Source organism: Legionella bononiensis, from assembly GCF_016786215.1.
Taxonomy (GTDB): Bacteria; Pseudomonadota; Gammaproteobacteria; order Legionellales; family Legionellaceae; genus Legionella; species Legionella bononiensis.
On record NZ_JADOBG010000012.1, the window covers coordinates 274,152 to 293,908 of the forward strand.

Genomic DNA, 19,757 nt, shown 5'->3' on the forward strand with positions numbered 1-19,757 from the left:
CCTATACAGTTACACTTTAAATTTAATTAACTAAAGTATAGGCTGAATTTAGGAACAAATCTGTTTTTAAACTATTTTTTATTTTATTTTATTGTTCACTCAATTGAGTAATCCAAAATTTTTGTGAAGAACTCAAACTTTTTGGAACGGGTTCTACTAGAATCTTTTGGACCATTGGAGGTTGAAATGGACCATCAGCAGTTGCCCATTGATAAGTGATTTGAAATTGCCATTGATGCTTATTTAACACTGATTTTTTAATCGTGAACGAAGTAATCCATGGACTTGAAGTACCTGAAACCCAATAAGGCCAGTTGTCTTTATATTTATTTTTTAACGGTTCAGAAAACAACATAAACTGCACCGCTGCGTTCCTGTTTTTATTCGCTGAAGCAAAGAGCGCTGCCAGCGCATCTGGTGTTTCAGGAGCCAAAGCGCGTTCCAACATTGAAATTCGGGCGGCATCTGATTCTGCCTGAGTCATTGGTTGGGAAAAACAATTCGTTGAAAAAGGAAATACAATAATCAAACTAATCAACAGTAAATTAAATCGGACATAGTTCATTGGTTTCTGCTTTCTGAATTTAAGATTAGATTAAGCATACCCTGATCGAATATCTACAACAATAAGAGGCTTCCATCAAGTCCAATGAGCAGGAGTCTTTTAGAATTGAAACACGCTTCTTTATAAATAACAAAAAAATGGGGTTTTTCATTAGATAGGACAATGCTAGACTAAACTTATAACAACACTCAATAACTAAAAACAACAAGAACGCATACATGAATAAAAAACTGAGTCCCTTAGGTTTATTATGGATATCCTTTACCAGCATCATTGGTTCTGGATGGTTATTTGGTACCTTATATTCTGCGCAATTTGCAGGACCAGCTGCAATTTTGGCCTGGCCAATTGGAGGCTTTTTACTACTGGTACTTTCTTTATCCTACGCCGAAATTGGTACCATGCTCCCTCAGTCAGATGCACTCGCGAGTCTACCTCTTTATACACATGGTCGATTAACCAGCGTCATGATTAGTGGCATGGGCTGGATTTCCCTGGCAATTATTCCTGTTATAGAAACACAAGGGTTAGTCCAGTATGCCAGTAATTACATACCTGGTCTGGTAACACCTTTTGGCACTCATTACCATAATACCTCTATAGGAGCTCTGGTTAATCTCGTGTTGTTAATGAGTTTCGTTTTATTTAACTATTTTGGGCTTAAATTATTTGCTCGGATCAATGCTGGCTTTACGTTCTGGAAGCTCTTTATCCCTTGTCTTACCATAATTGCATTGGTGTATACGAACTATCATAGTGAAAATTTTACTCAATACGGAGGGTTCATGCCCTACGGTTGGGAAGGTGTGATGGCTGCAATGTCAAGTGGTGGTGTACTGTTCTCTCTTTTAGGTTTCAGGCAAATCATTATTTTGATGGGAGAAATTGATAACCCGGGTAAGTACGTGCCCTTAGTTATTGTAAGTTCCATCGTGCTTACCACGTTACTCTATACCGGTTTACAATGGTCATTTATTGGCAGTTTAAACGGACAGGCCCTTACTCACGGGTGGGCAAAGCTCTCCTTTGCTGGAGATGCTGGTCCTTTTGCAGCATTGGTGACACTTGCGGGATTAATATGGCTGAGTTTTTTACTGTATTTTGATGCCTTTATATCGCCCTTTTCAACCGGTTTAGTATACAGCACCACTGCAGCACATATGTTAGCCAGTATGGGAACGACAGGCGCAGCGCCACCTATCACGAACAAAATGAATAAGTATCAAGTTCCATGGGTCAGTTTAATAATAAATTTCTGCCTTGCCGCAGTAATGTCCTTTTTATTGCATGGGTGGCAAGAAATTTCTGCTTTTTTAGTTGCAGTACTCATGATTAGCTATGCAGTTGGTCCTATCAGTCTGGTCTGTTTGCGTAAACAACTACCGTCCCACCCGAGACCTTTTCGCCTGCGATTCAGCGGAATCATTGGATCGGCAGGATTTTATATTTGTACTGTTGGAGTTTACTGGTCTGGTCTGTTGAGTATTGAAAAAGTATTGGTTCTGACTTTTCTCTGTTTGATTTTTTACCTGATTTATTCTCGTATCTTAAAAAAATCAAGCCATGACATTGACGCATCAAATGCGGCCTGGCTTATGATTTATCTTGTGGGTCTCGGCCTGTTTGCCTATTATGGAAATTATGGCGGAGCGCATTTGATACCAGTTTATTGGGATTTATTGTACCTGCTGATTTTTAGCCAGGCTACTCTTGCTCTTTGTTTTATATCAAGAAAACCCAATGACCATACGTTAATGATGATTTCCAGGAAAAACCCTGATCCCACGTCTTAAATTACTGAAGTCAGAGGGTATCCTTGCTTCCTGATTTCTTTCACAGAGTATGAAAGACCACTAGTCAAATCAATTACCAGGCTCCTGGATTACTTTCGAGCCTCTTAAATGCTCCATGTTTAATTGCATTCTGTAATGAGGGACGGGATGCCATTCAGCAATAAATTCTTCAATAATCCGAAATCCTGCTTTCTCATAAACATGAACGGCTCGTTTATTTGCTATTTCAGGATCAATAAGCACCCTGTCAACATAAGCGTATTGACTGAGTAAAAACTCATGTATCATCTGAACTGCAAGTCCTTTACCAAGGTAATCCAGATTACATATAAATAAATCAAGAGTAATCGTGTCTTTATCATCTGGAGAGCGTTTTTCAAGCCCCGACGTTATTAAATAGGCAAAGGGAATTTCATTATCATATGCTATCCAATGAACGCCCCATGAGCCACCATCTGGAAATTGTTCCAAGTCTCTAAACGTATTTTTTAAACCATCACCATGCAGCCATTCGCTGATATGTTTTTGTACTATCCCATCACATACCCATTTTTTTTGTGCTGGTTCAACAGGCCTATACGAAAATCGAAAAGTTTTATTCATCAAGTGAGCTCCATGGGGGTCAGTCAAGTTAATGAGTCAACTCCCTGTCATCTGTTCCAGTTAGATCTGGAAGTAGAGTAATTTAATTCGCTCTTAGTCTCCAGAATTTCTTTTTGCAGGTCTGCAATTTTATCCAGATAGACTTTTTGTCTGGTCTCATTATTTTGTTCAGATAACGCTTTTTCCTCTGGGTTCATCCTGAGTAATAATTGAATGTACTCATCAGAAACAGTATCTGTGGCAGTAAAAAAAGTAGTACGTAGCGTCCCTCTCATAACCAGATCTATCAATTTTGGATTTATATTTTTCTGCCCTGAAAAAGAACCCTGTAATAAGGCAGATTGTTCCCGCTGTTCTGCTGACTGTTTGAGTTCAGTCAGTACGTCCCTCATCATTTTAAGAAAAACTACCAATCCTTCGATTGGATTTAATATTCCAAGCGAAACCTGCCCTATTAATTCCAAAGTTTTTTGTCTGCACCTATGCTCTAGCACATCATCCAGCTCATTTACAAACGGAGGTAACTCTACAGTTGAGTTGAGACTATCCATCAAGTGAGTGCCAGAGAGCAAGCATTTATGTTGTGTTCCAAATCGGCTTTTTTGATAAAGTGTTTTATCGAGTAATGCTGGAGTAAAACTACTATGGCATGCCTGAGTTAAATTTGAATCGTTATCTTCTCTGAACAAAGTCCTTCCTCGTCCATGTTGTAGACTGGTATGACCATTTGTAGGAAGTATGCCTGTTTTGTAATAAGCAATTAAAGTATAAAAAAATAAATCAACACGCCGATTTGCGTGTTCGATGATACTGTTTCTGGAGAGCGCAAGCAGCGCGCTTCGATCATTCCGTTTTTTTACCAATTCATATTTCGAACAAGGTAACGCAAGAGCGGCGCTGTAGTTTTCATAATAATTATAACGAGCCCGTCTTCTGTTAAAAAACTGTTTATGTTCTTCAGATTTTAATTGGTTAAAAAATTTCGAGTCGGGAACTTTAGCTTTTCGGTCGACACCAATTTGCGCGTTATGGTGTTCCGTTTTAATCGTTTGTGACGTGTTGTGAATGACCTGAGGTGGAAGAGCTGACGATGGAAATTTTGAAGCAATTGCGCGAGGAGTTACAGAAATATCAGGATTCGTTCTTGCCAAGGGTATTCTAACAAACTTAATTCGTCCCATCATGGTTCTCTCCTTGAATCGCCATTAGTCCCAATGTTGTACTAAACGCATTAAGAGTCCTGTATCCTTAAACAGACTCGATTGCTCAATCAAGGAATTGGCATGGAATACGTACCAACTCTTGATGTATGTTAGTAACAATGTCCTGCTTTATTACAGTACATATTTATCTTACAAAATTCAAACATTAATTTTGCTCTATGAATAAAACTGTTGCAGAAATAAATTACAGGATCACGAACAAGAACATAATCACGAGAGTTGAGTATTAACAATGCAGAGTTCAGGTATTTATTAAACCCCAAAGCGTGCTTGCCAAAGCAGAAAAACTATAGAATGAGATGCGAACACTGATTGACTTGTCCTTAATAAACCGGTGATTACCAGCAGTCGAATTAACCCAATTGCATGCCAGGAGCATCAGAATCTAAATCAGAATCAGCATCTTCAACTTCTTCAACTTTATTAAATTCGTTTACTTCTTCAATCTCTCCAGCCTCTTCAACTTGTTCAGCTTTTTCACCTTCGTCAACTACTTCACTATTGTGCATATTGAGTGCTAAACCTTGCTCTTGGGGTTTAAGTCGAACCAGCTCTGACTTATAGAATTCCACTTTATCCAAATGCACTTCACTCATATTTTGACCAGCTATTCCCACTGCGGCTTTTCCCAGATTACTCACAGCAGCAACTGCTTGCGATATCAATTGAGCTGTTTTTGATAAAACACCTGCATTCACTGCTTGACCTATTACATTAGTAACTCCAGCCATAATCAGACTGGTACCCAATAAAGCAGTTGTAATTAACTCTCCTGTGGTTGGAGCAGCACCAAATCTAATTAAGTTATACAACATTGTACCTACTTTTTTCAGTGCCAAGGGCAATCCTATAACCACTGAAATAGTACTGGCTGCGAGCGCTAAAGGTATCATCACTGGGGCAAAAGGCGGAATTAAAGAAAGAGCTGTTGCTCCAATTGCTACAAGTGATGCAACCAGTGCTATTTTTGATCCAATACGCTCACAGTTGTTTACAAAATTTGAATAACTTCTTGAAGGTTTATTTGCAAACTTAAAATTAAAATCATTCGCTTGATAATAAAAATCTTTAGTTTTCGATAAGTTATCCAGTAATTGTGCTTTATTTTCTTCATCTAATGGTGAATCCTTTATGGTACGCTTGAGATCATTAAGCTCATCATTAAACTCCTTTCGTCTTGATAAAGCCTCTAATTTGGAAGACTCAAATTGAATGCCTTCTTTTTGAACCAAAGATCTTAATCTTTCTATCGTAATTGCAATAGGATTATCCTCTTCCAGCGAAGCGTCTATCGCAGATTTTTGTAAAAAATGAAGACTTGCGGACTGAGAAAAAAGTATTTGACCAAAAAGGATAATGCTTTCGAGTTGTTGTTGTTTTAATTGCTTCTCTTCTGGGCTGTCATCACTCGAATTAATTTCATCCTTAAGGATGTTTATATACCCTGTGTGCACCGGATCAAAATCAAAACGAGTTGATGGAGTAGAAATACGCAAAGGCTGAGCCATGAACTCAGGCCCAAAAAGTAAATACTCTGTTTGAGCAAATTCATTATCAGGCATTAATTGCCGAAGTTGCTCTCTTACTATTTCTGAAATGGATTCGTAATCATCTCTGAATAATGTCACTTTCATAGAAGAATTCAAAGGGTTTATCAGACATAACTAAAGCATAGCATATGGGTCTATATCATGGGATGATGCATTGACTTTATAAGCGCCTTGCTTATCATTCTGAATAAAGTTCTGCTTTGAGCATCATGCAGGCATGCATAATTTCATCGATACATAATTCATTATCGTTGGAATATAAGTCAAAATATTCCCTGCTAATGTTACTGTTTACGGAATTCAAAGAACACCCATAAAAAAAGGAACCCGCATTATTCCTGCCATCAGAAATTCTGGCATTGATGATTACACCATGATCTCGTGAAATATAACAATTCACTTCTGCACTCGAGTAAAAAATGGAATTAAGAAAATAGGAGTTAAAACATTGACAGGCATTTAAATCCTTTTGTCCCATAAGGATGAACAAAAATATGAATAATATCCATTTAATTCTAATAATTAAACTCATTCCCGTTCTCAAATCAACTTCATTTGACTAATTATAGAGCACTTATGGCGAATTGAAGGAACTGGGTGCATTATTCCCATAGGAATACGGTTATATTCTTCTTATTTATAGTAAGTTATAAAATACCCTCTATAATTAATAATATAGAGTTCTGTTTAGCAAGAAGTATCCCTTGAAAAGTCTTCAATTCGATATCTACAAATACAATTCAATCAACAATTGGCGTGGCATTGTCGAAATGGCAATGACCCTGACTCCACTTATTTTGGGCATTTATATTATGTATGTGGCCACAAGCAATAATTATTGGCCTTTATATCTCCTCACGCTGCCACTTGGACTACTTTTTACACGCTTGTTCATCATCTTGCATGATTTGGCACATGGGAATCTTTTTAAACCCAAAAGATACAATGACAGGGTAGGTATCTTCATCGGTATTCTCCTGTTAACGCCTTTCTATTTTTGGAAAAAAGCCCATATCATTCACCATTCCAGTGGAGGTAATACGGACAAACGTCCCTGGAAAGGAGACATTCAACTTCTTACTGTCAACGAATACAGGGCAAAAAATAAGCTGCGGCAAATTGTCTATAAATTTTACCGCAATAGCCTGGTCATGTTCTTTTTAGGAAGTATCTATGTCTTTATGATTGAACAGCGATTTTTTATTAAACGACCAGGTTTTGGTAAAAAGGAACATCGAAGTATCATTATGACCAATATAGGAATTCTGATACTTTATGGGTTGATAATTACATTATGTGGAATAAAATTTTATTTGTTAGCCATCCTGGTACCACAATGGATTGGAGGCGCTATCGGAATTTATTTATTCTACGTCCAGCATAATTTTAAAACTCGCTATTTTGTTCCGGGTAAAGAATGGACTTTAAAAAATTCGGCGTTATTAGGCAGTACCTTTTATGCCTTACCACAACCATTCAAATGGCTCACAGGAAATATTGGGTATCATCACGTCCACACATTATTACCCCGTATCCCCTTTTATAATTTGCCCAAATGCCATATCGAAAACCCCATTTTTCAAACCGCTCCTCAATTTGGACTTAAGGATATGAATTCTTTAATATCATTAAAACTCTACGACGAAAGCAAAGGCCACATGATTACCTGGAAAGAATATCAGGCGAACTATCCATTTGATTCAATAAAGAAATCCATTTGATTCTATCTCTTAAAGCACAATGGGCTTGTTCAATTAGTGCGAGGATCTATAGACTGATGTGATGCATTTCAAATTGAACGATTCAGGCAGAAACAATTTTCAGGTCCATATCTCGACAAAAGCTGATAGGATAGCTATTATTAGAGCACTTGGTTCCAAAGCGGGTCGTTAGCTCAGCTGGTAGAGCAGGAGACTCTTAATCTCTTGGTCGTAGGTTCGATCCCTACACGACCCACCAAATCAATTAAGTGGCTATGGTGAAACCAGTTAAAAACTGGCAACACCTAAACTTAGACAAACCTTGACGTCGCTATCGGCATGGTCAACACCCACCATACCTCATAACCCAATCTAGCACATCAAGCAAAACCTGTTGAGTTGCAAGTTGTTAATCAAGCGTTCCAACAGATCATTAGGTAAATTCAGTCCTTCTTCTCCAAGCATTTGATATAGAATAGTTAATTCCTCCTGATCATAATCCTGTATCGCTGCTTTAAATAACTCAATTTCATTTCGTAGATAGGCTTTTCCCTGACTAACATATTGATTAAAATATTCTGGGTTAGCCTCTAATAAAAGTTGCACTTTATCCAATTGTTTTGTTTTAAGACCAAACAAAACGATATCAAAGTTATTTTCATCAATATAATTATATAATTCATTAAACTGTGATCCAGTTTGAGTCTTGATAGTAATCAGTATTTTTTGAAAATCATTGTCAGAGAGTATTTCAATAGCCTTATGTAAAAAAGTTCTATCAGCTCTATCATGTACTCTTAAATTTGCCCTGTTTTTAATTAATGAACTCATGATGCTTAAATAATTACTTTTATTATCTTGTTCCGAACTGTATCCTGATAAGGCAAAGAACAAGGGACATTTTCCCGAAAGGTTTTGCTGTTGATCTACATTAGCTCCCCGGCGTATCAACCAATTGACGTTTTCTGACTGACCCAAATAGCAAGCCATCATTAATGAAGTAAACGTGTCAGCATCTTTAAAATCAAGAATCTCTTTAAATGAGTTCATTTTGAGTATAGGAAGATCGATTTCCGTTCTATTCACATCCTTTAAATGAGTTAGTAACTGATTTGCAAATACTGCCGAAGCAACTCGATTGATAAGAAACTCTTCATTATTATTAATATTGAATGCTTCACACTCACCAGACATTGTCCATAAATGATAACTGGCTTTATTTTGCTCATACAACTCATTTGCAGAGAGCCACCCATCGCCAGGATTAAGGAAATAATACAATTTGGATGCATTTTCATTATAGGTATTGTAATTAACCAATATTTGTTGTCCTTGACGAATATCTTTTAATGCAACTACCTCAACTACTTTTACCCCATTACGTGTTGTTTCCCTGAACTCAACATTATCCTGACTATCAGAAAAATTAATATATCGGGTAAAATTGCCTTTGGTTGCAGCATCTATAATTCGACGTCCAACAGTCATAGCATAACTGTTATCTGCGCCTGGATTTTCGCTAAGATATCTCTCAAACTCTGCATTACTTGCATACTCTTCACCAGTGTAAAAACCAATACAAGTACCTTTTTCGATATCGATATGAGCAAAAAGGCCTCGCCCTGGAATATCTTTAAGTAAATCAACGATTTTAACTGCAACGGTGTCTGATAAATCAGCCGGAGAAGGTATATATTCATCCACAGTCATATTATCAATACCAATATTGCTCAAATATTGTTTAATCTTCAATAATTTTTTATCGTCCTTCTTAGCTCGTTTTTTTACGGCAGTTATTCTTTTAGAATGAGAGAACAAGGTCTGCCCATCCATTTGAGAGGTGTACTTTCTTTTGCTAGCTTTTATGGTCCTGGTTTGAACTTCTTTTCTATCAAAAGTTGATGAAAGCTGAAAATCTTCAAATTTACTAGGAAATTTTCGAGTTCTTTTAGATAAAATTTTAATTTTGTTGGGCATAATACAACCGTGGTGGACAAATTATAAACGGACAGCAGTATAACACTAAGTTGACATTATGTCCAAAAAGATCACATTTGATCCAGTAAATAAATACAATAACAAGTATAGGATCGTACCCTGTATTAGGCGCAGACGTAATACAGGAACTATGAAGCTTTGAACCTCCCGTATTACGGCTGCGCCTAATACGGGCTACGTCATTGAAGCAGAGTCATGCCTATTGTGTGGTACCTGACTAACTTAATTGCTTAAATTCCAGTACACAAACATTTCCCCGTATTACGCTTCGCTAATACGGGCTACGAAAATAATTATTCTACAATCTTAGTAGCCTGTATTAGCGAAGCGTAATACAGGAGCGATGTGGCAATACACTCCATTATTTCCTCGTATTACGCTTCGCTAATACGGGCTACGAAAATAGCTAATCCTAAACTTAATGGCATTAAAAGTTAGCGTAAGGGGAAGCTGTATCGAGGAACATTAGGAATGGATTAATGAGTGATTAATGCATTAAGAGTTTTATATCCTGCTCTCGGATATCACTACCCTAATACGTGCTCAATTAATTATAAATTTCCTTACAAACAGCCATCACTGATTTATTAATCTCCTCACTATTATCAACTCCAGGCTGGAGTATTTTTTGATGCTGTATATGATGAAACTGTCGATAAGCGTTCTTCAAAATGGTCAATTGTTCCTTTGTTAACACATGAATAAGAAATAACTGTTCCAGTTGACTCAAGGTATGGGTATATCGAGCAAATCGTGAATCCCCCACATTGAGCACTAAAAACTGAATTAAAAACTCCAAGTCTAACAAACCACCTCGCGCATGTTTGACAGGATCGAGGTCTTGATGTTGATCAATTTTAGCCCTCATAGCCAATACCTCTTCCTGTAAGGCAGCCTTTTTTCGAGAGAACATTAAAATCACTTTTTTTAATTGCATAAAATCGTGCTTTATTTTGCGATTTCCAGACACAATTCGCGCTCTTAATAAAGCCTGATGCTCCCAGGTCCATGCCTGGGATTTTTGATATTCAACGAAGGCATCGATAGGACTTACCAATAAACCGGCAGAACCTGACGGTCTAAGCCGCGTGTCAACAGAATACAAAACACCGGATTGAGTTCGAGTAGTTAACATATGTAATATTTTCTGAGTTAATCGAGTGATTAAGGCCTCCTCGGCAGGTTTGGCAGTATGAAGAAAAACCAGATCCAGGTCAGAAGAGTAATTCATTTCCCGACTGCCTAATTTTCCATAAGCAATAATGGCAAAGGACGATTTTATTTCAGACATCTCCGGATTACGAAGACTTAATTGCTGACAGGCAATATTCATCACCTGAGTTACGATCACTTGAGCGACATCAGCCAAAAACTTGCCAATCCGAACCGCATTACTTGAACCATAAAGCTCTGCACGTGCGGCCAATAACCAATTCGTTAATTTAAATTGCCGTAAAATTTCTTCCTGAAGTTCAATATCATCTGCGTGAGACAATTGTTCAGTGATTATCAACTCTAATTGTTGACGGGAGTTTGGACGCCAATGTTCCCCTTGATCCAACAAAACTTCCAACAAAAACGGTTGATTTACAAATAATGAAGTAATGAATGGACTGTTAGCAAACCAAAACAATAACTCACGTAAGGCTAATGGATTTTCTGTCAATAAAGCCAGGTAAGCGCTACGGCCTACAATATTTTCCAGCAAATGCATTACCTGTAATAATACTTCATCCGTATTGATAAAATGAGTCAGTTCAGTCAACAACATCACCATAAATCGATCCAGCCTGATACGCGCCCCCTGCGATAATCTTCTGCAGCGTGGCCCATGTCTGAATGCATGAATCATTTGGTAGCAATGCTGCGCGTTTTCAAACCCCAAACTGGTCAACAGATTAATTGCCATACTCTGTTCTACATGTCCCTGCCAAACACTGGATAGCTGATTTGCCAACACTCTTTTTTCATCTTCATAATCATCTACCTTCCCCAGGACTGAATGAAACGAATTGGAGATGATGCGTTGATATTGTTGTAATTTGGCTAATAAATCATCCCATTGAGCATACCCCATAGCCAATATAATCTGTGTTTGTTTCATCGGTTCATCAGGTAGAGAATGAGTCTGCTGATCACCAAGACTTTGCAGCGCATTTTCCAATTTTCTTAAAAAAAGATAGGCTTGTTTTAACGCTTCACTCCGCGGCAACAGTTTTTCCTGTTTTAATACCTCAAGGGCCGCCATCGCATTTTGAACTTGTAAACGGGGTAATCTTCCCCCACGAATCAATTGAAAATTCTGTATAATAAACTCAACCTCTCTAATGCCGCCCTTCCCTCGTTTAATATCATCAAGTCGAGGATTAAGCTGCACCTCTCGCTCTATCATTGACTTCATACTACGCAAGGATTCAATGACACTAAAATCAACATAGCGTCTATAAACAAAAGGAAGGATTAATCGGTCAAACCAGGGAACAGTTTCATTGATGGATTCAGAGATGACTCGAGCCTTGACCATAGCGTATCGCTCCCAATCCCGACCCTGCTCCTGATAATAGGTTTCCATTGCAGCAAGGCTTGAAACCAAAGGTCCACTATCCCCATTAGGACGAAGTCTTAAATCGACCCTGAATACAAAACCATCTGCAGTGACATTTTGCAAAATATGAATAAATTGTTGTACCACTTTGCTAAAAAACTGCTGATTCGATAAGACCTCTTCACCATCTGTAGAACCGGCTTCACCAAACGCAAAAATTAAATCGATGTCCGATGAATAGTTCAGTTCCCGTCCACCGAGTTTTCCCATAGCCAGCGCAAATAAATCAACTTCATCGCCCCCTTCATTACGCGGGGTACCATAACGCAGAGATAATGAGTACCTGCAATAATGTAAAGCATGTAAAATTATTGCATCAGCACAATCAGACCAGGATCGCATTACCTCTTCAGTATTGGCTATTCCAGCCACCTCAAGTAGCAATAACCGTAAAAAATGAGTATTACGAAACTGACGTAAATCCCTGAAATAGACTGTCTGAGCAGCCTCTATATTTAATTTATTGATGGCACTAAAGTAATCCTCGCGGACTAGTAACGAATGGCAGTCATCTTCTTGTAGTAACTGTTCAAGTAACTTTATGTGTCTGCAGGAGTAATCACTAATAAGGAGCAATTGTTCTACACTATCTTTTAATGGATGATTCACATTCGACACATGCTTTTCAATAAACCATGATTTTGAAGCGATAAGTTCGGAGAATATACTGAGTTGTGTCATAAACAGATCTGATTTCTTTAGTAAAGGTAAAGCATAAAGACTACCCTATGACTTGGTTACATTACAACAAACCGTGTTAGTACTTACCGGCTAATGCGACAAATAATAATGAATTCAATTGAATCAAAACTAATAAATAATTTATAAACAACCGATACATAGTCTATACATAAATATATAAAGAATAATTAATCGCTCACTAATACCACAACTGTATTCTGAGAATTTTCTTAAATTATTTGATGGTTAACTATTATGCCTACCCAAAAAAACTATGACCCGGCTTATACTGAAGCGTTTAAAAACAATTTTATCGCTCATTTAAAAAATACAAATTTTGCTCCAGGCACAGAAAATCAACCAAGAGAATTAATAGAGCAAGCAAAAGGCAATATAGCCAAACTATCACGAATATTTGATCAATTGCCTCTACCTGTTCTTGATGATACCAGTTTTAGACAAGCTATTAGCGAAGCAGGAAATATCGATGCATTTATGCGCCCAATTTTAAACGATATAACGCAAGTACTGCTGAATCCCGATAAAACACGTGTGCAAGATAATGTTATTGCTGCCATTGGAACTAAAGATTATGCTGAAATTGTCGGAGGTGAAGTTAACGCTGATGGGAAGGTTGTTCCCAAAAGTGGAGATGAAGAACGCTTTGCTCAAGAAGAAGCTGAAGTTGCACGATTAATGACCGCCTCAATAATTGTTAGTTACTCGTTACGTGTTTCAGATTATGTTCTTTCGGACGAAGCGAAAGCCATGCAAAAGCAATGCGACGACCTCTTCCAAGCAGGAAATCGGTTAAAATCCACTTTAGCATCTCAACAACTGGAAGGATTAAGAATTGACCCTGTTACATTTGACCCTAAAGCAGCTGATATGCTGATTAAAACACACGAGAGCGCCATACAAAGTGATACTGACTCATCAGCACTGCTCAATTTATACAAGCAGTGTGAATCATTAAGACAAGCGGGTAAATTAGAAATTGATCACCAAACTCAGGAGTTTACTTCTACAATTATTGCTCCTCTGGATATTATGGCAACTCTATTCACTATGAAAACATTGGAAGAACCTGCGCCTAAACCCTCTTTGGAAGAAGTGAAACAAAAAGTAGCAGCGCTGGAAGGTCTGGTAGATGCTGCCATTAAGGAACTCAAAGATGCGGCAGCACAATACAGACAAGAACATAACATCCCGAACGATACCAAGGTTCCAGCACTGGATAACCCCATTGAGTCAGCTTACCGGCTAAAAAATAAATTAGAAGAAATAAGTGATGTCGAAGAAATCTTTCCGGATGCGAGCGATGATACCAAAAGAGATAAAATCGAAAAAATCTACAATAATGCCATTAATCAATTTTCAACCGATGTCCAACAAGATGTGCTCAAAGCGAAGCCACCAGCGCCTCTGATGAGCGTAGTTCTTCGGCTTTTGCGCTCCATATTCACACTAAGTTTCAGTCTGACTACTGAATCTGAAAAGGCAGATCAACGACGCTTCGAACAAGAGTCTAAAATAATTGAGGATATTTCTGCTCTAAAGAGCAAGTTGCCTCAAGATCCTTCACCCGAAGTACAATCGCCCACTCAGTCGGAAGATCTGACAGCATCCATGGAAAATCCCGATCCAGACTCCTCTGCCACCAGTTCGCACACAATTTGAACGCAGCTTCCCACCTTCGCAGGGTATTAAGCGACTTTCAATCAGATGAGATAGATATTAACCAGCAGAATATTTAATTGCCTGGATTCCTCGACGCGAAATCAGTGAAGAAAACCTTTTAAAAAATGCACACTAAGATAAATCAATGTGTTTTTAAAATTGCTCAATAAAACAGCTGGGATCGAATGTTATTGATTTAATTTTATTTATTTCTGAGAATAATGATAGAAATCCAATTTTTTTTGTTTCACATCCTGGTATTCTCGTTATACTCTATAACTAGAATGAATCATTTAGCGAAAACCCAAAATGAACTTATTTCGTCACTTAATCCTGATTACCTTCCTGTTTCTGATGTCTCCATTACATGCAATAGGAGAACCCTTAAACGTCGGTATTGATAGTTATACACCGCCGTTTGTCATGGAAGGACAAAATAATGAATACTACGGCTTTGATATTGATATGATTACGTCTCTTTGTAAAATAATGAAACGTACCTGCACTTTTGTTCCCATGCGATTTGAAGATTTATTAGCTGCTGTTGAAAGTAAAAAAGTGGACATTGCAGTCAGTGCAATCACAATTACTGCGGAACGTTCTAAAAAGGTAGGGTTCAGTGCCCCGTATTTATTAAGTTACTCACGATTTCTAACGAACCATACAGAGGAAGCTCATCAAGCATTTAGCCTGCAATTACTCAAAGATAAAAAAATTGGCGTTGTAGTGGCTACTGTTTTTAAAGACCAAATCAAAGACATGGGAATCATTAATCCTACAGTAATTGAATATCCCAATACCGAAGTTATGCTTGAAGATTTAAAAAAAGGTAAGATAGATTGCGTCTTATTTGATAATCCTACAGCATTATACTGGGCTGCCAACTCATCCGGCGCGTTTATAGTCATAGGAAAACCCTATTTGTACGGGTTTGGACTGGGCATAGCGGTTAATCAAACAGAGAATAATTTACTGGAATCAGTGAATCAAGCGTTGAAACAGTATGAACTTTCCAAGGAATTCAAATTATCGTATAGCCGATATATTGAAAGTTTCTAAATGACAGTAATTCAAAAAGCCATTCTCAGCAAATGCACATTGAGAATGGCCTCGGATTCAGTGTTGTTCCTTTTATTTATTCACGGGTGACAACTCTGGAGCACTAAGCCCATGAACCCTGTTGTACACTCTTAAGGCTAGTGTAAAGTTTGGCCTTGAGTAATACAACGGCTTATAACTTGTCGGGTAACAAAATCACCCTGGCTCGCGCCATACATTGATGAAAAGTGCTTGGCTAAAATTACCACCCAACCTGATAAACGAAAATTCATTCTTTTTTCGATTTGATCCACTACAATTTCAAAAAGTCCCAATGAATCGCTCTCGCGATCATTAGCGTACTCTTCCATAATCACTCGAGCAGTCTGCAAATCTCTGTCTCTGGTAGGCCAATTTTGACTCATAAAACACTCCCTAAAAACATGAGTTGGGTCACAATAATTTCCACTAGATGGGGGTAACTTTTAAAATTACAAGGGCAGAAATCAGTTAATATTATGCCATATCTTGAACAAATACTCAATACTCTGGTTAAACATTGCACTAAACCCATCAGGTATTGAATCTCCTGATTCATAGAATCAGAGTGTTTATCTGGAATGTTATTCGCAGACAGCATATGATATACACACAGTATCTTTATTGAAATGACATGATGATTTACCAAATTTTACCCTCCCTCCTTTCTGCTGATATGACTCGAATCGGAGATGAGGTAGAGTCAGTGATGAGCGCTGGTGCTGATTTTATTCATTTTGACGTCATGGATAATCATTATGTACCAAACTTAACCTTTGGACCCACTTTTTGTGAAGCCTTGGTGAAACGATTTCCCAATGTACCTATTGACGTGCACCTGATGGTAACCCCGGTAGACGCACTGATTGAATCATTTGCCAAAGCAGGAGCCAAAAGGATCAGCATCCATCCTGATGCAACAATACATTTGGACAGAAGTTTGCAATTAATTAAAACTCTGGGCTGTGAAGCAGGTTTGGTACTTAATCCCGCAACAACCATTGGTTGCCTGACCTGGTGTGTACATCAGCTTGATTTTGTCCTCGTTATGACGGTTAACCCTGGTTTTGGCGGACAAAAATTGATTCCAGAAGTGATCAACAAAATTACCCGGATACATCAGCTCTACCCCCAACTCGACCTTTGTGTCGATGGCGGGGTGACTACAAAAAACATTGCTGAGCTGGCACGAGCAGGCGCAAACCAATTTGTTGCCGGTTCTGCTATATTCAATAGCACCAGTTACCATGAAACCATAAAAAGTATGCGTGAAGAATTAGCTGACATTTGATCTGTACCTGCTTTATTCATTCAGGTTTTACAAGAGGACCTATGAACAAAATTATTGCACTGTTGTGTGGACTGATTTGGACCTGTTCTGCTTTTGCATTATCAGGTCAGGCCTATATGGATCGATTCAACACGTTTATGGCCTGGTACCAGAATCTCCCTATTAATCCACCACCAGAATTCCTTGAGTTTGTAAAAGGAACAACCCCTCTTTCCAATAAATTGCGTGATAAATGGCTTTATGAATTAGCCAGAACCAAGGATTGGGCAAATTACGTGAGCTATTATCAGCCCACTAACGACATCAATTTGATGTGTTATGACCAAATTGCAAAATTTAATTTAGGAATGGATAAAGAAGCTTTACAAGAATCTGCTCCTATCTGGTTAACAGGTGATTCACGTCCCGCTGCCTGTAATACGTTGTTTGATTTAATGCTAAAAAATGATAATTTCGATCAAAACCTAATCACTCAACGCATCGCGCTTGCTCTTGATAAACGAAATATCCAATTGGCGCGATATCTTTTAAAACAATATAAACTACCTCATGATACTGAAATACAATCATTGACAAACATCCAACAGAATCCTGCAAACATTAACAAATTAACTCCCGGAGAAGTAAATGGTCAATTGTATCTCTATGGGTTAAAACGAATGGTGTCCATGAACATGGATAAAGCCATAACCTTTTGGCAACAGGTAAAAACCAACAAAGTTTTGAATGAATCCCAAAAACAGGCTTTTTTAGCCCATGTAGCGCTCTATAAAGCCATGCGAAACCATGAAGACGCACTGGAATGGTTTGCCAAAGTAAAACCACAATATTATAACGATGTACTGGTGGATTGGCAGATCCGTTTTGCGCTAAAAAATCATGACTGGGAACATGTGGCCCAATTTATAAATAGTTCCAAAAATAAAGACACACCGTGCTGGCAATATTGGCTTGCCCGCGCGCTTGAAGCACAGGGAAATAAAGCAGAGGCAAGGGCAATTTATGAGTCATTAGCCAAAAGCAGACAATACTATGGTTTTCTTGCCAGTATACGTTTAAAGAAAACACCTAACTTTGAAAATGAAAAGGCAACAACCAGTTTGTCAGCCTTGAAACCTTATCAACCCATTATCGATCAAGTTAAATCACTGTACCTGTCGAAACAAACGGCTGAAGCAAGTCGGTTACTTAATGATTTCATTAGTGAACTGCCTAAAGAAGAGGCGAGCGCCTTGGTGTATTGGGTTGACAGTGAACTGGGATGGCATGGTAAATCAGTTTATTTAAGTAATAATGAAACACTCAACAATCAACTTAGTCTGAGATTCCCTCTTGCCTATAAGGGCACAGTTAAAGCTTATGCAAACCAATACTCTGTCCCTGCAGAATTTGTCTATGCGATAATCCGTCAGGAAAGTGGATTCAGAGAAGATGTAGTCTCATCCGCAGGAGCCAGAGGGTTAATGCAGGTTATGCCTCAAACTGCCAGCGTTGTCTCTAAAATGAGTAAAATTCAATATAATGATCAAAAACAATTATTTATGTCGCACAAAAACATCAATATTGGTATTGCGTACCTCCAGCAACTGACCAAAAGATTCAGCAATCATCCTGTACTGGTGGCCGCGGCATACAATGCCGGACCCAGACAAGTCGTATATTGGTTAAAGAACCATCCTCCAAAGGAGATTGATGTATGGATAGAAACCTTGCCCTGGCAGGAAACGAGAAATTATTTGAAGAATGTCATGGCATTTTACGTTGTTTATCAATACAGGCTCAATCAAAAACCTAATTTAAATAAATTTTTGGCACCATTGTGACTCAATCAGAAGTCCCGCGAAGCGGGCTCCGATTAAAATGTACTATGCTGCGCATAGGCTTCCCGGATTGCGCTATGCTTCATCTGGGCTTGTATCTTTAAATGGTAAGCAAAAAAGCAAGCGTAGCAACTGCCTTGAATGAAAATTCAAGACAGTTGCTACGCTTGCTTGCTTTCAGTGTTACCTATTATCCCGGTTTATACTCAGCTGATCCCTTCTCCCTTTTTAAGGGAGAAGGGTTAGGGATGAGGGTTACGGTTCAACCCCGCGAAGCGGGCACCGATTAAAAAGGTACCATACTGCGCATAGGCCTCCCGGATTTCGCTGTGATTCATCCAGGCTTCTTTTGATTTGACAGCTATGAGCCAAAGCTCGTCCGTTACTCGTCTTTAATCACTAAATAAATCAAAATCGCCAAGATCATAATAAATATGTGAAATGCCGTTGTTATCGCATTATTCAGCATGGGAGACATCCACATGCCAAACCATTCGCCACCAATGGACATAAACACAACCTGCCAGGTTACAAATCCTAATGTCAAACCAGCTACTGACCAGTTTTTGGCGTGATTAAATACAGAAGCCTCTTTTTTTCTTGCACGAAAAAGCTTCCAGGCTCCTAGCGCGCAAAGGAGGGTGGTTAATGTCTCTAACGTAATAATACCCATATAAGCTGCGTGCTGAAGCTCAGGGCTTGTAATGGCTCTATAGGTAATTTTCGAACCAGGGAATACATCCTTCATCGATAATGCTTTTTCTACGGCAGGTAGATTCGTGCCATAATCAGTAATATTCCCAAAGGCTGTTAACAGGCAATAAAAAGCAACTGCCGCTACAAGTACAATTTTTGATAACCGTATCATCATAATTCCATCCTATTGATATCATTAACAATCCATCTATTTTAACTATACAACTTTAACTTGAAATCCACCAAAATTATTCGTAAATAAATTTAGTATCTGTTGATACTGCATCAAATAGTTCCCAACATCCCTCGAACAAGTCCTGAGAGATACTCACTTTTTAAATATGCTTATAAATAAATCCTGATTTAAACATTTTATATAGCCAGTGAACGTTTCATAAATTCGACCCCAAATAAATCCAGATAAATTGATTAGGTCCGTTGTTAAGTGAGTTTTTTTAACATAAGATGATTTTGG

General features: G+C 38.2%; 15 protein-coding genes and 1 tRNA gene. 7 read left to right on the forward strand and 9 right to left on the reverse strand.

The features are described from left to right. Positions 1-88: 88 nt before the first annotated feature. Positions 89-565 (reverse strand): hypothetical protein, encoded by a 477-nt coding sequence (locus IZU94_RS09425; protein ID WP_238400435.1) that lies wholly within the window; start codon positions 563-565, stop codon positions 89-91. Between the two features lie 218 nt (positions 566-783). Here IZU94_RS09425 and IZU94_RS09430 point away from each other — a divergent pair, with 218 nt between their 5' ends. Continuing rightward, entirely contained in the window at positions 784-2,358 is a 1,575-nt protein-coding gene (locus IZU94_RS09430; protein WP_203110116.1) for an APC family permease, read from the forward strand. A 69-nt stretch (positions 2,359-2,427) separates the two neighbouring features. Here IZU94_RS09430 and IZU94_RS09435 read toward each other — a convergent pair whose 3' ends face one another. From IZU94_RS09435 to IZU94_RS09450, 4 genes are all read right to left on the reverse strand, one after another. Continuing rightward, the gene (locus tag IZU94_RS09435) at positions 2,428-2,961 is read right to left on the reverse strand and encodes a GNAT family N-acetyltransferase (RefSeq protein WP_203110117.1); all 534 of its coding nucleotides are present in this window, start codon (positions 2,959-2,961) and stop codon (positions 2,428-2,430) included. 47 nt (positions 2,962-3,008) lie between these two features. After that, positions 3,009-4,145: a hypothetical protein gene (locus IZU94_RS09440; protein WP_203110118.1), complete on the reverse strand. Its 1,137-nt coding sequence runs from the start codon at positions 4,143-4,145 to the stop codon at positions 3,009-3,011. Positions 4,146-4,537: 392 nt separating this feature from the next. Continuing rightward, positions 4,538-5,818 carry a hypothetical protein gene (locus IZU94_RS09445; protein WP_203110119.1) on the reverse strand — a complete coding sequence of 427 codons (1,281 nt, stop codon included), beginning with the start codon at positions 5,816-5,818 and terminating at the stop codon, positions 4,538-4,540. Between the two features lie 94 nt (positions 5,819-5,912). Then, the gene (locus IZU94_RS09450) at positions 5,913-6,212 is read right to left on the reverse strand and encodes a hypothetical protein (RefSeq protein ID WP_203110121.1); all 300 of its coding nucleotides are present in this window, start codon (positions 6,210-6,212) and stop codon (positions 5,913-5,915) included. Between the two features lie 226 nt (positions 6,213-6,438). On the opposite strand from IZU94_RS09450, the gene IZU94_RS09455 reads away from it, so the two are divergent. Further along, on the forward strand, positions 6,439-7,455 hold the full coding sequence (locus tag IZU94_RS09455; RefSeq protein WP_203110122.1) for a fatty acid desaturase family protein: 1,017 nt from the start codon (positions 6,439-6,441) through the stop codon (positions 7,453-7,455). Between the two features lie 162 nt (positions 7,456-7,617). Continuing rightward, a tRNA-Lys gene (locus IZU94_RS09460) sits at positions 7,618-7,693 on the forward strand. Positions 7,694-7,806: 113 nt separating this feature from the next. Here IZU94_RS09460 and ankI read toward each other — a convergent pair. Together ankI and glnE are read right to left on the reverse strand one after the other, a co-directional pair. Then, a complete protein-coding gene (ankI, locus tag IZU94_RS09465; RefSeq protein ID WP_203110123.1) occupies positions 7,807-9,411 on the reverse strand; it encodes a Dot/Icm T4SS effector AnkI/LegAS4 in 1,605 nt (534 codons plus the stop codon). Between the two features lie 568 nt (positions 9,412-9,979). After that, positions 9,980-12,718: a bifunctional [glutamate--ammonia ligase]-adenylyl-L-tyrosine phosphorylase/[glutamate--ammonia-ligase] adenylyltransferase gene (glnE, locus tag IZU94_RS09470; protein ID WP_203110124.1), complete on the reverse strand. Its 2,739-nt coding sequence runs from the start codon at positions 12,716-12,718 to the stop codon at positions 9,980-9,982. A 255-nt stretch (positions 12,719-12,973) separates the two neighbouring features. Between glnE and IZU94_RS09475 the strand changes: the two genes are divergently transcribed. Further along, positions 12,974-14,398 carry a hypothetical protein gene (locus tag IZU94_RS09475; protein WP_203110125.1) on the forward strand — a complete coding sequence of 475 codons (1,425 nt, stop codon included), beginning with the start codon at positions 12,974-12,976 and terminating at the stop codon, positions 14,396-14,398. 309 nt (positions 14,399-14,707) lie between these two features. After that, complete coding sequence (locus tag IZU94_RS09480; RefSeq protein WP_203110127.1) at positions 14,708-15,457, forward strand: transporter substrate-binding domain-containing protein; 750 nt, start codon at positions 14,708-14,710, stop codon at positions 15,455-15,457. A gap of 137 nt (positions 15,458-15,594) precedes the next feature. On the opposite strand, the gene IZU94_RS09485 is transcribed toward IZU94_RS09480, so the two are convergent. After that, positions 15,595-15,861 carry a hypothetical protein gene (locus IZU94_RS09485; RefSeq protein WP_203110129.1) on the reverse strand — a complete coding sequence of 89 codons (267 nt, stop codon included), beginning with the start codon at positions 15,859-15,861 and terminating at the stop codon, positions 15,595-15,597. 251 nt (positions 15,862-16,112) lie between these two features. Here IZU94_RS09485 and rpe point away from each other — a divergent pair, with 251 nt between their 5' ends. Beyond that, positions 16,113-16,766: a ribulose-phosphate 3-epimerase gene (rpe, locus tag IZU94_RS09490; RefSeq protein ID WP_203110197.1), complete on the forward strand. Its 654-nt coding sequence runs from the start codon at positions 16,113-16,115 to the stop codon at positions 16,764-16,766. Positions 16,767-16,807: 41 nt separating this feature from the next. Beyond that, positions 16,808-18,589: a transglycosylase SLT domain-containing protein gene (locus tag IZU94_RS09495; RefSeq protein WP_203110130.1), complete on the forward strand. Its 1,782-nt coding sequence runs from the start codon at positions 16,808-16,810 to the stop codon at positions 18,587-18,589. 379 nt (positions 18,590-18,968) lie between these two features. Here the strand turns inward: IZU94_RS09495 and IZU94_RS09500 are convergent, their stop codons facing one another. Then, the gene (locus IZU94_RS09500; protein WP_203110131.1) at positions 18,969-19,457 is read right to left on the reverse strand and encodes a DUF2165 family protein; all 489 of its coding nucleotides are present in this window, start codon (positions 19,455-19,457) and stop codon (positions 18,969-18,971) included. Between the last annotated feature and the right edge of the window lie 300 nt (positions 19,458-19,757).